The sequence below is a fragment of the Pseudogemmobacter sonorensis genome, from assembly GCF_042762395.1.
GTDB classification, from domain to species: domain Bacteria; phylum Pseudomonadota; class Alphaproteobacteria; order Rhodobacterales; family Rhodobacteraceae; genus Pseudogemmobacter; species Pseudogemmobacter sonorensis.
Map to the genome: position 1 here is coordinate 87,286 of NZ_JBEFZE010000004.1, position 13,100 is coordinate 100,385.

General features: G+C 66.0%; 14 protein-coding genes and 4 pseudogenes. 10 read left to right on the forward strand and 8 right to left on the reverse strand.

Annotation, left to right across the window (positions count from 1 at the left end):
- Positions 1-47: 47 nt before the first annotated feature.
- From mbhE to mnhG, 7 genes are read left to right on the forward strand one after another with little or no spacing between them, the layout of a single operon-like run.
- Entirely contained in the window at positions 48-2,234 is a 2,187-nt protein-coding gene (mbhE, locus tag ABNX41_RS04575; RefSeq protein ID WP_438668545.1) for a hydrogen gas-evolving membrane-bound hydrogenase subunit E, read from the forward strand.
- Positions 2,231-2,632 carry an MnhB domain-containing protein gene (locus ABNX41_RS04580; RefSeq protein ID WP_438668546.1) on the forward strand — a complete coding sequence of 134 codons (402 nt, stop codon included), beginning with the start codon at positions 2,231-2,233 and terminating at the stop codon, positions 2,630-2,632. Before mbhE ends, ABNX41_RS04580 begins: the two co-directional genes overlap by 4 nt.
- The gene (locus ABNX41_RS04585) at positions 2,632-2,994 is read left to right on the forward strand and encodes a Na+/H+ antiporter subunit C (RefSeq protein WP_438668547.1); all 363 of its coding nucleotides are present in this window, start codon (positions 2,632-2,634) and stop codon (positions 2,992-2,994) included. The genes ABNX41_RS04580 and ABNX41_RS04585 overlap by 1 nt, the downstream gene beginning before the upstream one ends.
- The gene (locus tag ABNX41_RS04590) at positions 2,991-4,493 is read left to right on the forward strand and encodes a Na+/H+ antiporter subunit D (protein WP_438668548.1); all 1,503 of its coding nucleotides are present in this window, start codon (positions 2,991-2,993) and stop codon (positions 4,491-4,493) included. The genes ABNX41_RS04585 and ABNX41_RS04590 overlap by 4 nt, the downstream gene beginning before the upstream one ends.
- Positions 4,490-4,972 (forward strand): Na+/H+ antiporter subunit E, encoded by a 483-nt coding sequence (locus tag ABNX41_RS04595; protein WP_438668549.1) that lies wholly within the window; start codon positions 4,490-4,492, stop codon positions 4,970-4,972. The genes ABNX41_RS04590 and ABNX41_RS04595 overlap by 4 nt, the downstream gene beginning before the upstream one ends.
- The gene (locus tag ABNX41_RS04600; RefSeq protein WP_438668550.1) at positions 4,972-5,268 is read left to right on the forward strand and encodes an MrpF/PhaF family protein; all 297 of its coding nucleotides are present in this window, start codon (positions 4,972-4,974) and stop codon (positions 5,266-5,268) included. Before ABNX41_RS04595 ends, ABNX41_RS04600 begins: the two co-directional genes overlap by 1 nt.
- A complete protein-coding gene (gene mnhG / locus ABNX41_RS04605; RefSeq protein ID WP_438668551.1) occupies positions 5,261-5,551 on the forward strand; it encodes a monovalent cation/H(+) antiporter subunit G in 291 nt (96 codons plus the stop codon). Before ABNX41_RS04600 ends, mnhG begins: the two co-directional genes overlap by 8 nt.
- 66 nt (positions 5,552-5,617) lie before the next feature.
- On the opposite strand, the pseudogene ABNX41_RS04610 reads toward mnhG, so the two are convergent.
- The 3 genes and pseudogenes from ABNX41_RS04610 to ABNX41_RS04620 form a co-directional block, all read right to left on the reverse strand.
- Positions 5,618-5,752, reverse strand: a pseudogene (locus ABNX41_RS04610) (IS5/IS1182 family transposase); the annotation flags it as partial.
- 29 nt (positions 5,753-5,781) lie between these two features.
- Positions 5,782-5,892: pseudogene (locus tag ABNX41_RS04615) on the reverse strand (IS66 family transposase); the annotation flags it as partial.
- 498 nt (positions 5,893-6,390) lie between these two features.
- Positions 6,391-7,017, reverse strand: coding sequence for a helix-turn-helix transcriptional regulator (locus ABNX41_RS04620; RefSeq protein ID WP_438668552.1), 627 nt, complete (start codon positions 7,015-7,017; stop codon positions 6,391-6,393).
- Between the two features lie 218 nt (positions 7,018-7,235).
- Here ABNX41_RS04620 and ABNX41_RS04625 point away from each other — a divergent pair.
- Positions 7,236-7,517: pseudogene (locus ABNX41_RS04625) on the forward strand (transposase); the annotation flags it as partial.
- A 99-nt stretch (positions 7,518-7,616) separates the two neighbouring features.
- Here ABNX41_RS04625 and ABNX41_RS04630 read toward each other — a convergent pair.
- Positions 7,617-7,868: pseudogene (locus tag ABNX41_RS04630) on the reverse strand (transposase); the annotation flags it as partial.
- A gap of 386 nt (positions 7,869-8,254) precedes the next feature.
- Between ABNX41_RS04630 and ABNX41_RS04635 the strand changes: the two are divergent.
- Together ABNX41_RS04635 and ABNX41_RS04640 are read left to right on the forward strand one after the other, a co-directional pair.
- Positions 8,255-8,716 carry an Lrp/AsnC family transcriptional regulator gene (locus ABNX41_RS04635; RefSeq protein ID WP_438668553.1) on the forward strand — a complete coding sequence of 154 codons (462 nt, stop codon included), beginning with the start codon at positions 8,255-8,257 and terminating at the stop codon, positions 8,714-8,716.
- Positions 8,717-8,836: 120 nt separating this feature from the next.
- On the forward strand, positions 8,837-10,060 hold the full coding sequence (locus tag ABNX41_RS04640; protein WP_438668554.1) for a trans-sulfuration enzyme family protein: 1,224 nt from the start codon (positions 8,837-8,839) through the stop codon (positions 10,058-10,060).
- On the opposite strand, the gene ABNX41_RS04645 is transcribed toward ABNX41_RS04640, so the two are convergent.
- The 4 genes from ABNX41_RS04645 to ABNX41_RS04660 are packed head-to-tail and all read right to left on the reverse strand — an operon-like array spanning position 10,042 to position 13,099.
- On the reverse strand, positions 10,042-10,962 hold the full coding sequence (locus ABNX41_RS04645; RefSeq protein ID WP_438668555.1) for a homocysteine S-methyltransferase family protein: 921 nt from the start codon (positions 10,960-10,962) through the stop codon (positions 10,042-10,044). The genes ABNX41_RS04640 and ABNX41_RS04645 overlap by 19 nt on opposite strands.
- The gene (locus tag ABNX41_RS04650; protein ID WP_438668556.1) at positions 10,959-11,630 is read right to left on the reverse strand and encodes a GntR family transcriptional regulator; all 672 of its coding nucleotides are present in this window, start codon (positions 11,628-11,630) and stop codon (positions 10,959-10,961) included. Before ABNX41_RS04650 ends, ABNX41_RS04645 begins: the two co-directional genes overlap by 4 nt.
- Positions 11,631-11,642: 12 nt before the next feature.
- On the reverse strand, positions 11,643-12,413 hold the full coding sequence (locus tag ABNX41_RS04655; RefSeq protein WP_438668557.1) for an ABC transporter ATP-binding protein: 771 nt from the start codon (positions 12,411-12,413) through the stop codon (positions 11,643-11,645).
- Positions 12,410-13,099, reverse strand: coding sequence for an ABC transporter permease (locus ABNX41_RS04660; protein WP_438668558.1), 690 nt, complete (start codon positions 13,097-13,099; stop codon positions 12,410-12,412). Before ABNX41_RS04660 ends, ABNX41_RS04655 begins: the two co-directional genes overlap by 4 nt.
- Position 13,100: the final 1 nt, after the last annotated feature.

A 13,100-nucleotide genomic window follows, 5' to 3' on the forward strand; every position in this document is an offset into this window, starting at 1 on the left:
CTTCTGGACCACCTGCCGGTCGGGCATGGGGATATGGTGCCGCCTTGGTGGCCCTTGCGCTGGTGATTGCATTTGCCACCTGGCTGCCGCAGGTGCAGGCGGGCGAGCCTGCACTTGTCACCTGGGGCTGGGCGCCGTCTCTGGGCATTTCGCTGGGGTTCCTGATCGACGGGCTGTCGCTGATCTTCGCGCTGCTGATCGCAGGCGTCGGGGCGCTGATCTTCCTCTATGCCACCGGATACATGGGCGATCACCCGCAGTTCGGGCGGTTCGTGCTGTTCCTGTCCGCCTTCATGCTGTCGATGCTGGGGCTGGTGCTGGCGCGCGACCTGATCACGCTTTTCGTGTTCTGGGAGCTGACCTCGGTCACCTCCTATCTGCTGATCGGCTTCAACCATGAGAATCCGCAGGCGCGGCGCAATGCGTTGCAGGCGATGCTGGTGACCGGGGCAGGGGGGCTGGCGCTGCTGGCGGGGTTCATCCTGATGGGCACGGCCTCGGGCAGCTACGATCTGGCGCAGATCCTGTCGGGCGAGGGGTTGCAGCGGCACGCGCTCTACCTGCCGGTCCTGATCCTGGTGCTGCTGGGCGCCTTCACCAAATCCGCGCAGGTGCCATTCCATTTCTGGCTGCCGAACGCCATGGCCGCGCCGACGCCGGTCTCGGCCTATCTGCATTCGGCGACGATGGTGAAGGCCGGGGTCTATCTGCTGGCGCGACTGCATCCGGCGCTGGGCGATACCGCCGCCTGGACGGTCATGCTGACCACGGTGGGGCTGGTGACGGCGGTGATGGCTTCGGTTCTGGCGCTGCGCCAGACCGACCTGAAGACGGCGCTGGCCTATACGACATTGATGGCGCTGGGGACCATCACGCTGTTTCTGGCGGGCGGGACGCCCTATGCGCTGACGGCGGCGGTCAGTTTCCTGATCGTGCATTCGCTTTACAAGGCGGCGCTGTTCATGGTGGTCGGCGCGATCGACCATGGCACCGGCACCCGCGACGTGGCGCTGCTGGGCGGGCTGCGCCGCGCGATGCCGCTGACGGCGCTGGCGGCGGCGCTGGCCGGGGCCTCGATGGCCGGGTTGCCGCCGATGATCGGCTGGATCGGCAAGGAGTTGCTCTATGCCGGATCGGCCACGTTGGCGCCTTCGGTGCTGGTCACGGTGGGCGTGGTGGCGGCCAATGCACTGATGTTCGCGGTGGCGGGCGTGGTGGCGCTGCGACCCTTCTGGGGGGCCGAGGGCAAGACCCCGCATGCGCCGCACGAGGCCGGGTGGCAGATGCTGACGGGACCGCTGGTTCTTGGCGGGCTGGGGCTTGTCTTTGGCCTTGGCGCGGGGCTGGTGCAGCCGATGGTGGATGCGGCGGTGACGGGCAGCCTCGGCCAGCCGCGCGCCGCCGCGCTGCACCTCTGGGCCGGGGTGAACCTGCCGCTGGTCCTGAGCCTTGCGACCTTCGCGCTCGGCACCCTGATCTATCTGGCGCGGGAACGGCTGCGCGGCGGGATCGCCGCCCTGCTGGCGCGGCTTCCCGCGTTCGATCCGGGCTGGGACCGCTTTCTCGACGCCTTCCGGGCCTTTGCCTGCTGGCAGGCGCGGCTGATCCAGACCGGGCGGCTGACGCAGTATCTGGCGGCCAGTTTCATCGTGCTGGCGCTGGTGCTGGGCGCAACGCTGGCGGTGAAGCGGCCGGTGCTGGCGCTGGATCTCTCTGCCTCGCTGCTGGTCTGGATCATCGCGGGCTTCATCGTCGCCGGGGCGGCGCTGGCCATGACGCCGCATTCGCGCATCGCCAATATCGGCGGCATCGGCACCGTCGGCATCGGTGTGGCGCTGATCTTCATCTTCTTCGGCGCGCCGGACGTGGCGACCACGCAGCTGATGGTCGAGACGCTGTCGGCCGTCCTGTTCGGCATCGCCATGCTGCGCCTGCCGGGCATCGTGGAGCGCCGGACCGGATCGCAGCAGTTGCGCCATGCGGTGATCGCCGGGGCGGTGGGGCTGTGCATGACGCTGACGGTGCTGGCGATCACCGTGCATCCGCTGGACCGCCATATCACCGGCTATTTCGAGGAAAACTCCTATCTGCTGGCGCATGGGCTGAACATCGTCAACGTGATCCTGGTCGATTTCCGCGCCTTCGATACCTTCGGCGAATTGACCGTGGTGCTGCTGGCCTCGCTCGGCGCCTATGCCGTGCTCAAGCGCAGGTCGGGGAGGGCGCGGCGATGAAATCCCTGATCCTGTCCACCGGCGCGCGGCTCCTGATCGCGCTGTTTCTGATCTTTTCGCTCTATGTCCTGCTGCGCGGCCACAACGCGCCGGGCGGCGGCTTCATCGGCGGGCTGATCGCGGCCTGCGGCTTTGCCATCCATGCCTTCGCCAGCGGCGTGGCCGAGGCGCGGCGCGCCCTGCATGTCGATCCGCGCACCATCGGCACGCTGGGGCTGGTCTGCGCGCTGGCGGCAGGGCTGATGGCGCTGCCGCTGGGTGTCGAGCCTTTCGCAGGCATCTGGGGCGAGATCGCGGGCTACAAGATTTCCAGCGTCCTGCTCTTCGACATCGGCGTCTATCTGGCGGTGGTGGGCGGCATCCTGACGCTGGTTTTCGCGCTGGAGGAGACGCTCTGATGGAAACCGTTCTCGCGCTCCTGTCCGGGATCCTGACCGCCTGCGCGGTCTGGCTGATGCTGTCGGGGAACCTCTTGCGCTTTCTCTTCGGGCTGCTGCTCCTGTCGAACGCGGTCAACCTCGCGATCTTCGCCGCCGGGCGTCTGACCGAGGGCGCGCCGCCGTTGCTGGAGGCGGGCGGCGCCTTGCCCGGCCACGACATGGCCAATTCCCTGCCGCAGGCGTTGCTCTTGACCGCCATCGTGATCGGCTTTGGCCTTTTCGCCTTCGCCTTGGCGCTGACGATCCGGGCCTATCGGAGCTTCGGCCATCTGGAGGTGGACCGCATGCGGCTGGCCGAACCCGAAGAGGGCGAGAGATGAGCTGGACCCTTGCTCTGCCGATCCTTGCGCCGTTCGTGACGGCGGCGCTGGCCTTTATGTTGCGGGGCCGCCGGGGGTCGGGCTGGATCTCGGTCGCGGGCGCGGCGGTCTCTCTGGTTCTGGCGGTCCGGCTCCTGCTGGTCGTTCTCGACAACGGGGTTGTCGCCACACAGATGAGCGCATGGGCCGCGCCGTTCGGCATCACGCTGGCGGCCGATTATCTGAGCGCGGCGATGGTGCTGATCACCGCGATCATCGGTCTTGCCGTCGCGGTCTGGGCCATGGCAGAGGTCGGCCAGACCTCGCGGCGCATGGGCTGGCACGGGCTCTTTCAGACGCTGATCGGCGGCGTCACCGGCGCCTTCCTGACGGGCGACCTCTTCAACCTCTATGTCTGGTTCGAGGTGCTGCTGATCTCGTCCTTCGGCCTCCTGGTGATCGGCGGGCGGAAAAAGGCCATCGACGGCGCGGTGAAATACGTCACGCTGAACCTGATCTCGACGGTGCTTTTCCTCTGCGCGGCGGGGCTCACCTATGGCGCGACCGGCACGCTCAACATGGCCGATCTGCGCGGCGCGGTGGCCGCCCATCCCGATCAGGGGCTGATGACCGTGATCGCGATGATGTTCATGATCGGCTTCGGCCTGAAGGCGGCGGTCTTTCCGCTGTTCTTCTGGCTGCCCGCCTCCTACCACACGCCGCATTACGCGGTCTCGGCGGTCTTCGCCGGTCTGCTGACCAAGGTCGGCGTCTATGCGCTGATCCGGGTCTTCACGCTGATCTTCGTCGGAGATCAGGGCTGGACGCATGAGATCCTTTTGTGGACCGCCTGCCTGACCATGATCACCGGCGTGCTGGGCGCCGCGGCGCAGAGCGACTTCCGCAAGATCCTGTCCTTCCACATCGTCAGCCAGATCGGCTACATGGTGCTGGGGCTGGCGCTGATGACGCCGCTGGCACTGATGGGGGGCGTCTTCTACCTGCTGCACCATATCATCGTGAAGGCCAACCTTTTCCTGATCGCGGGCGTGTCGCGTCGGCTGACGGGCAGTTCCGACCTCTATGCCATCGGCGGGCTCTATCGTTCTGCGCCGCTGCTGGCGGTGCTGTTTCTGATCCCGGCCTTTTCGCTGGCGGGCTTTCCGCCGCTGTCGGGCTTCTGGGCGAAATACGTGCTGGTCAAGGCCTCGCTGGATCTGGGCCTGGGGCTGGTGGCCTTAGCGGCGCTGCTGACCGGGCTCCTGACCATCTATTCGATGACCAAGATCTGGGCCGAGGCGTTCTGGAAAGCCCATCCCGATGGCCGCGCGCCCCGGCTGTCCGAGATCCCGGCCCGCCCCCGCTGGCTCATGCTGGCGCCGATCATCGCGCTGGCTTTGATGACGGTGCTGATCGGGCTGGCCCCCGAACCCTTCGTCACCTTCGCCACCATCGGCGCCGAGCAGTTGCTGGATCCCTCGGCCTATGTCGCAACCGTGCTGCGGGGGGATGCGCCATGACCTTCCTTGCCATGAACGTGCTTTTGGCCATCGTCTGGGGCGCGCTCTGGGGCAGTTTCGCGCCGCTCGACCTTCTGGGCGGGTTCCTGTTCGGTTTCGCCGCCCTGTGGTTCGCCCGTAGGCTGGTCGGCAACGAAGAGGAGGCGCGCTATTTCCGCGCCTTGCCGATGGCCGTGGTGCTGTTTTTCTATTTCCTCAAGGAGCTGGCGAAATCCTGCCTGATGGTGGCCCGCGATTGCATCGCGCGCGAACCCGGGTTGCATCCGGCCATCGTGAACCTGCCCATCGGCCCGAAAAGCGATCTGGAAATCTTCGTCCTCGCCAATCTTATCACGCTGACGCCCGGCACGCTGACGCTGGACGTGGCCGAGGACAAAAGCTTTCTCGTCATCCATTCCATCTATGCCGAAGACGCCGAGGCGCTGATCGCCGACCTGCAATCCGGCATGGAGCACCGCGTGAGGGAGGTTTTCCGCTGATGAGCCCGTCCGACTTCCTTGGCCACAGCCTGAACATCGGCCTGACCCTGATCGCCGTCGCGATCGTGCTGGGCTTCGTGCGGCTCTGGCGCGGCCCCAGCCTTGCCGACCGGGTGGTTGCGCTCGACATGATGACCTCGGCCATCATCGGCTTTTGCGGGCTTTTCGCCGTGCGCGCGCAGGTCGAGGGCTATCTCGACATCGCCGTGGCGCTGGCGCTGGTCAGCTTCGTCTCGGTCGTGGCGCTGGCGCGCTATGCCGAGCGCCTCGCCCGCAGGAGCGACCGCGATGATTGAGGTGATCACCGGCATCCTCGCCCTGCTGGCGGGCGGCTTCGCACTGGTCGCGGCGGTGGGCGTGCTGCGCTTCCCCGACGTGCTGACCCGGATGCATGCGTCCTCCAAGGTGGCCTCGTTCGCGGGGGCGCTGGCGCTTGTGGCGGCGGCGGTCGATATCGGACATGTCAGCGCGGTGACGCGGGCCGTCTTCGCGATCCTCTTCATCTTCCTGACCGCCCCCATCGGCGCGCATCTCCTCGGACGTGCAGCGGCATGGCGGAGCGGGGTGGACAGGGAATGACGCCGACCGACTGTGTTGCCCAAATCGGCTGAGGGTCAGACTTTCACTTTCCCCGGCCTGGCCTATCCCGCGACCATCCGTGATGGGTGTGCCGAGCGCGGTGAAGCTGTTCAGGATGGCGACGCGAACTTGGAACTCCGCGACCTGACGATCGAAGTCCCGCGCGGACAGGCGCTGTCCCAGCAGCTTGTGGCATCTAACCCATCAGCAATGCGCCAACTGGATGCCCGGTCCGCTGCGATCAGGCGGTTGTATCCGGCATAACCGTCGGCCTGCAGGATGCCGCCAAAGCCCTGCAAGATCCGTTCAGCATGTTGCCCGCCCCGACCGGGGGCGTAGGTGGAGCTTCGCTTGGCGCCTGATCAGTCCTGAGGCCCGCAATCCGCCCCCTCCCGTGGTTCCTACCGCGCCCAGAACGTATGCGGGGCGGGGTAGCACAGGGTTCGGTCGCTTGAGGTGTTTTGGTCAGAAAAGCCAGGTAGCAACCACTCGCCGAAGGAAACAAAGCCACCGCCCCCTCGGCCCGTTCCAGCGCCGCCATGCGATCTTCCACCGCCCTGACGGTGGGGTTCGACCGGCGGGCGTAGGTATAGCATCCGCGATATTCCCGAGTTCGGCGGCCGAAAACGCACCCTCGTCGGCAGTGACCAGATGGTTCACCGACATCGAGATATCCGGTCGGCCTTTCTGTGTCCGATCAGCGGGTTCCGGAATCACGATCCGACGGAGGTGGTTTCCCAGCGAGACGCCAAGGAGCTCGCCTACGGAGGAGCCATCCCAACTTGCAGCCCGTCGACGGTAGCCGCGCCTCTGCCGGACCGCGGCAGAGGCGCGGGGTGTCAGGCCCGCCGGGTTTCCTTTTCCAGTAAGCCTTCCAACAGCGCCAGGCGATCCTCGCTGAAGTCGCCCGGGCACAGGGTGAGCCCCTTGATGGCTCGGACGAAGAACTGGCGGAAGTCGTTGCGCTCCTCGCACCAGGCCAGCAGCTTCACCCCCTGCGGCGGATGCACCAGTGCCAGAGGCAGGGCCCTGCGTGCCGTCTCGTTCCCGGACAGGTCGGTGTAGCCGAACGATACCGGCTGGCACGCACGGATGGCCGCGTGCAACGCGGTAAGGTCGGCCTCAGCTGCTTCGGGTACGCTCTCCGGCCAATACTGCGCCGGGCGCACATCCAGCGCCTGGTAGAGTCTGGCGAGAATCGCGCCCTCGGGATCGGTCTGCGACAGCCGCTCGATGGCCGCATTGGCTGCGGCGGCAACGACGGGGTCGCCGCGATGGCCCGCAAGCGCCAGACCTCGCAGGGCCGCATCGCGCAGATCGAGGTCGAGGAGCGGCACCGGGTTCGCCAAGGTGCTGGCCGCGGCACCGCTCCCAAAGCTGATCGCAGCGGCGGCACCGGCAAGCCGGGTGCCGAGAGCGCGGCGCGTCAGGGTCAGGGACTGGGTGTGGGTGCGACCGGGTCGCATGGCGATTCCTCCATCAGATAGAAAAGGTGGCCTTGGTTGCATGGCACTGCCATTCTGGTCCAGCAATTTGAATTCCCGCGTGCCATTTCCCGTTGGCGTGTTTCAGCTTTGTCATTCCTGCATGCGGCGCCTTCCATGATCTTTCCATCTAGGGCGTGTTGACAACCAGGCTTCCAGTGCTCGTCGCCCTGTGATTCAAGATCATCTCTGGATGGGAGCTGATCTTGGCGCGCAATCTGATATCCGACGACGAGTCGGCCTTCTTCGAGCGGGTCATCCGTGCGGTCCGGCATCCGAATGAGCGCAAGTGCTCCAATCATCATCTTGTTCTGGATGGAGTTTTCTGGATCTCGAGAACCGGCGCGCCGTGGAGGGATCTCCCGGAGGAGTTCGGCAAGTGATCGTCGGTCTACCGCCAGTTCCGCCGCTGGACCCTCGCGGGGCTGTGGGAGGACATCCTGGATGCGCTGAACCACGCTGGGGTTGCGCCGGACAAGTTCTAGATGGTCGATAGCACAGTGATCCGCGCCCATCATCATGCGGCGGGCGCAAAAGGACGTCGCTTGCATCAGGCTATGGCTACGCCATTTGTTAACATGACCTAGGGGTGAGATACGGGTCTCCACAAACCCCGTCGTTTGACGGAGCGGCAGCCCGAACAGCACCTTGATCGAGAGGCAGAACTGAATGGCCGCCGCCGAGAACCTCTCAGGATGACCCGCCTTGCCGCTCGGGGCCGCAGACCATGACATCTGCAGGTCAAGCCATACCAGCAGCAAGCCGCGGCGCTTCAGAGCCTGGCCGTAGCTGGACCAGTTCGTCGTGCGGAAAAGGGGGACGGCCTTGCTCATATGCCTATCCTAAACCCCTGACCCAAAAACATGATTCCGCAAGTCAGAGAAATAGCGCAACAAAGCCGCCTTGATAGATCCGCTCGACCCCGATCCGCTCGAAGAGCCGGTACGCCTGCGCATTGCCGAGCGTGGTTAGATGATCGGCAGATGCGCCGACATCTCGCTCCCCCCGCCGCTGAAGTCGAACATGGCGCTGTCCAGGATGGGGGCAGATGGTCTTCGGGAAAGCCGGTGCGTTCGGTCCGCTTGGGTTTGGTGAAGCCATGGACGGAAATGGGGACGAAGATCCGATCCAGGACCATCATTCTGCCCTGGGCGCTCGACGATCAGTATTTTCAATATGTTCCAGACCGTTCACAATAGAGGATCCGGGGAGGCGCATCATGGATCATCTCGACCGAAAAATCCTCGCGATCGTCCAGAGGGATTGCGCGAGCAAGGCCGAGGCCATCGCCGAAACGGTGGGTCTGTCGGCATCCGCGGTCCAGCGCCGACTTCGGGCGCTGCGCAGCGCAGGCGTCATTCGTGCCGAGGTCGCGGTTATTGATCCCAAGGCGATTGCGGGGACGATGACCTTTATCGCCGGGCTGGAGATCGAGCGCGAAAACTACGGGGCCTTGCAGAAGCTGAGGCGGTGGGCAGAGGGCTGCGATCATGTCCAGCAGCTCTATTATGTGACGGGCGGCTTCGATCTGGTCGCGATCATCCTTGCCTCGGATGTCGAGGCCTACGACATGATCGCCGCGGCCCTGATGCGGGACAATCCGCTGATTCGCCGGATGACCACCAATGTGGTTCTGCGCGCCGAGAAGGTGGGGCTCGAGGTTCCCCTGGCGGAAGAATGATCCGTTTCGCGGCGGAAGTGGATGCCGCAACGCGGCCATCGGTCATTCCGGGCGCGGGATACGCCGTCTGGCGGCATGGCATCCGGGCTATCCCGGGGGAGAACCCTCAGGAACCACGCAATGCCCCCACCGCCGAACCTGCCCGAATCCGCGCGTCCTGCCACGCTTGCCCTCGACGCGGGGCTGACCATTCCGCCGCAGACCCGCTCGATCCAGCCGGATATCTCCATGTCGGTGAACCATCTGGTCACCCCCGGCGAGGGCGCGTTTTCGGCCGCCGAACTGGGGGATATCGCGGATGAGCCCTATACCTACGCCCGCTGGTCGAACCCCACCGTCAGGGCGCTGGAAGATCGCATGGCGGCGCTGGAGCGGGCCGAGGGGGCGGTGGCTTTCGCCACGGGCATGGCCGCGATCTCGGGGGTATTCCTGACGCTGCTCAAGGCGGGCGACCATCTGGTGATCAGCGACGTGACCTATGCGGGCGCGGCCGAATTGGCGCGTGGAATCCTGCCCGATCTTGGAATCGAGGTGACGCCGGTGAACCTGTCCTGCCCGCATGCGCTGCGGGCGGCACTGCGGCCGAATACGAGGCTGGTGTATTGCGAGAGCCCCTGCAACCCGATCCTGCGGCTGACCGATCTGGCGGAGGCGGCCCGTATCGCCCATGATCATGGCGCGCTGGTCGCGGTGGACAGCACATTGGCGACTCCGGTCGCCACCCGTCCGCTGGATCTGGGGGTGGATCTGGTCGTCCACTCGCTCACCAAGTTCATCAACGGGCACGGCGATGCATTGGGCGGCGTCGTCGCCGGATCGAAGGCGTTGACGGCGCGGATCCGGGGCCGGGCGGGGGTCTATTTGGGCGGGGCGCTGTCGGCTGCGAACGCCTGGCTGATCCTGCGCGGCATGGACACGCTGTTTCCGCGGATGCGGCAGATCAATGCGAGCGCCTTGAGGATCGCGGCCTTCCTTGAGGCTCTTCCCGCCGTGAAGGCGGTGATCTATCCGGGCCTGCCGTCGCATCCGCAATATGCGCTGGCGCGGCGGCAGATGGACCTGCCGGGCGGGGTGATCGCCTTCCGCACGGCCGATCCCCAGGCGATGGCGCGGCAGTTGGCGGCACGGTTGAAGGTGGTGCATTACGCCTTTTCCCTTGGCCACCAGCGCAGCATCGTGACCCTTCTGGACACGGAAGAGATGATCCGGGGCACCTATCGTCTGACGGGCGAGGGGTTGGCCGATTACCGACGCTTTGCGGGTGACGGGCTCTTCCGCCTCTCGGTCGGGCTGGAGGCGGAAGAGGATCTGATCGCCGATTTGGGTCAGGCGCTGGCGGGCTGATCGTCCGGGCTCTGGGCCAGGTGATCGGCGAGGTGGTGGATATGTTCCGTGCCGATGCCGCAGCAACCGCCGATGATGCTAGCGCCCTGCGCGGCCCAGCCTTTGGCCCAGCCGCAGTAATGCGGCGGATCAAGGTCGGCGCGGATGGTGGAGACGGTCTCGTTGGCCGCGCCATCCTCGTCCTGGGATTCGTCAAAGGCATTGGCATAGACGCCAAGGGGCAGATCCGGTGCAACGGCACGCGCTGCGGCGAGGGCCGCGCCCATGACCTCGGGGCGGGAACAGTTGAAGAGCATGGCCTCGGCCCCCAGCGCCTGCGCCAGAAGGGTCGCCTCGACCACTGTCTGGCCGGAGCGGAGCTGCGGTTCAGGCATGTCCCGGGGGTCGACATCGTCGCGCAAGGTGAAGGAGATCCACAAAGGCTTGCCCGTCGGGGCGGCGGCCAGGGCGGCGGCGCGGGCCTCTTCCAGGCTGCTTTGGGTTTCGGCCAGCCAAAGATCGACATGCGGGGCCAGACCGCCCACCAGAACCGACAGGTAATCCTGTGCCAGATCGGCGCGGAAAAGTTCCGGCTGGTAGGATCCGAAGACCGGCGGCAGGGATCCCGCGATCCGCACATCGCGGCGCTGCCCCACCGCCTGGCGCGCCATGCGGCCCGCCAGATCGGCCAGCCGCGCGCCATCGCTGCGGAAGCGATCCTCGCCGATGTGGAAGGGCACCAGCGCATAGGAATTGGTGGTGATCACCTGCGCCCCGGCGCGGATATAGCTTTCATGGACGCGAGCCACGGTCTCGGGCGCCTCGATCAGCGCAAGGGCCGACCATTCGGGTTGGCGGAAGGGGGCGCCGCTGCGTTCCAGTTCCCGGCCCATGCCGCCGTCAAGAAGGGTGATTTTCGTCATTGGGCCTTTCCTGCCGTCAGGCTGTGGAAGCCCGCGACATCCTGAGCGATCGAATAGTCGATATGGTCCCGCACCGCGCGTTCGGCCTGATCGGGGCTGCCCTTAAGCAGCGTCTCCAGCAGCGGCTGGTGTTCGTCCACCAAGGGGTTGCGGCATGGCCAGTGGCTTTCCGACCAGCGGTAAAGCCATTCCATCTTGTCGGCCAGCAGCCCGTGCCGACGGATGAGATGCTGATGCCCGGTCTGGGCGACGAAGCTGCCGTGGAAGCCCAGATCGGCCTCTAGACGCGCATCGGTGCCGCCGTCATTCGCCCCCTCCAACCCGGCAAAGGCGGCGGTCACCATATCGGTGCCCAACTCGGCGCGGCGTTCCGCAAGGATGCGCGCGGCCAGCCCTTCATAGGCGGCGCGCAGGGTGTAGATCTCCCAGATCGCCTGCGCATCCAGCACTGCGACCTTCCAGTTGGAATAGGGCGTGCGGGTGACCAGTTCCTGCGCCTCCAGCGCGAAAAGCGCGGAGCGCACCGTGCCACGGCCGGTGCCGATCTGCTCGGTCAGCGCCTGTTCGGTCAGTGTGGCACCCGGCGCCAGATCGCCCCGGATCACCGCCTGGCGCAACCAGTCGGTTGCCTGATCCTGCAGGCTCTTCCTCTCGATCGGCTGGCGCATAACGCGGGCTCCTCAGCGGTTGCGGTCGAAATGGCTGGCGAGGAAGGCGCGCGCCCGGTTCGACTTCGGGGCGCCGAAGACCTCGGACGGGGTGCCGTCTTCCTCGATCCGCCCTTGATGTAGGAAGACCACGCGAGAGGAAACCTCCCGCGCGAAGCCCATCTCATGGGTGACGATCAGCATGGTCCGGCCCTCCTCGGCCAGGTTGCGGATCACCTTCAGAACCTCTCCCACAAGCTCTGGATCCAGGGCGGATGTCGGCTCGTCGAAGAGGATCGCGCGCGGGTGCTGGGCCAGCGCCCGGGCGATGGCGACGCGCTGCTGCTGGCCGCCCGACAGATGCGCGGGCCAGGCATCGCGCTTTTCCGCAAGGCCGACCTTTTCCAGCAGGGCCTCGGCCTCTTCGACCGCCTCGGCCTTGCTGCGGCCCTGAACGAAGAGAGGGGCCTCGATCACGTTTTGCAAGACGGTGCGGTGGGGCCAGAGGTTGAAGTTCTGGAAGACGAAGCCCAGATGCCCGCGCATGCGTCGGGCGGTAGCGTCTTCCGCCCGGCTCAGGCGTCCACCCTGCGGCGACAGGCTGTCGGCGCCAACGGCGATGGTGCCGTGATCGGGCACTTCCAGCATGGGGATGCAGCGCAAGAGTGTGCTTTTCCCCGAACCTGATGCCCCGATCATCGAGATGACATCGCCATCATGGGCGGCAAGATCGATGCCGCGCAGCACCTCGTTGGCGCCGAAACGCTTGCGCAGGCCGGTGATGGCAATGGCGGGCGTGGTCACGGCGTCGTCCTTCCGAATTGCCAGGGCGAAAGGCGGCGCTCCGCCCAGATGCCGAGGCGTGTCACCAGCATCGAGATCGCCAGATAGATCACGGCGGCGCAGAGCAGGATCTCCACCGCGCGCCAGGTTTCCGAGATGGCCGCCCGGGCGATGCCGGTCATATCCATCAGCGTGATGGTCGAGACCAGCGCCGTGGCCTTCAGCATCGAGATCACCTCGTTGGAATAGGCGGGCAGGGCCTGGCGGATCGCGATGGGCAGGGTGATGCGGCGCAGGATGGTAAAGCCCGACATGCCCGCAACGCGACCCGCCTCGACCGCGCCGTTCGGCACAGCGCGCAGCCCGCCGCGCAGGATTTCCGACGTATAGGCGGCATCGTTCAGGATCAGGGCCAGCAGCCCGCACCAATAGGGTTCGCGCAGGAAGGGCCACAGGACGCTTTGCCGGATGAAGCCAAAGCTCGCCAGCCCGTAATAGATCATGAAGATTTGCACCAGAAGCGGCGTGCCGCGGAACAGGAAGACATATGTCCCGGCGATGGCATTGCCCACGCGGCTTCGCCGCAGCAAATTCAGGAGCAGCGCAAGACACCCCCCGCCGATGAGCGAAAGCACCCACAGGTTCAGGGTCAGCGGCAATCCGTTCAGGATGCTCAGGAATATCGAGGAAAGGAAGCTCAGGTCCATC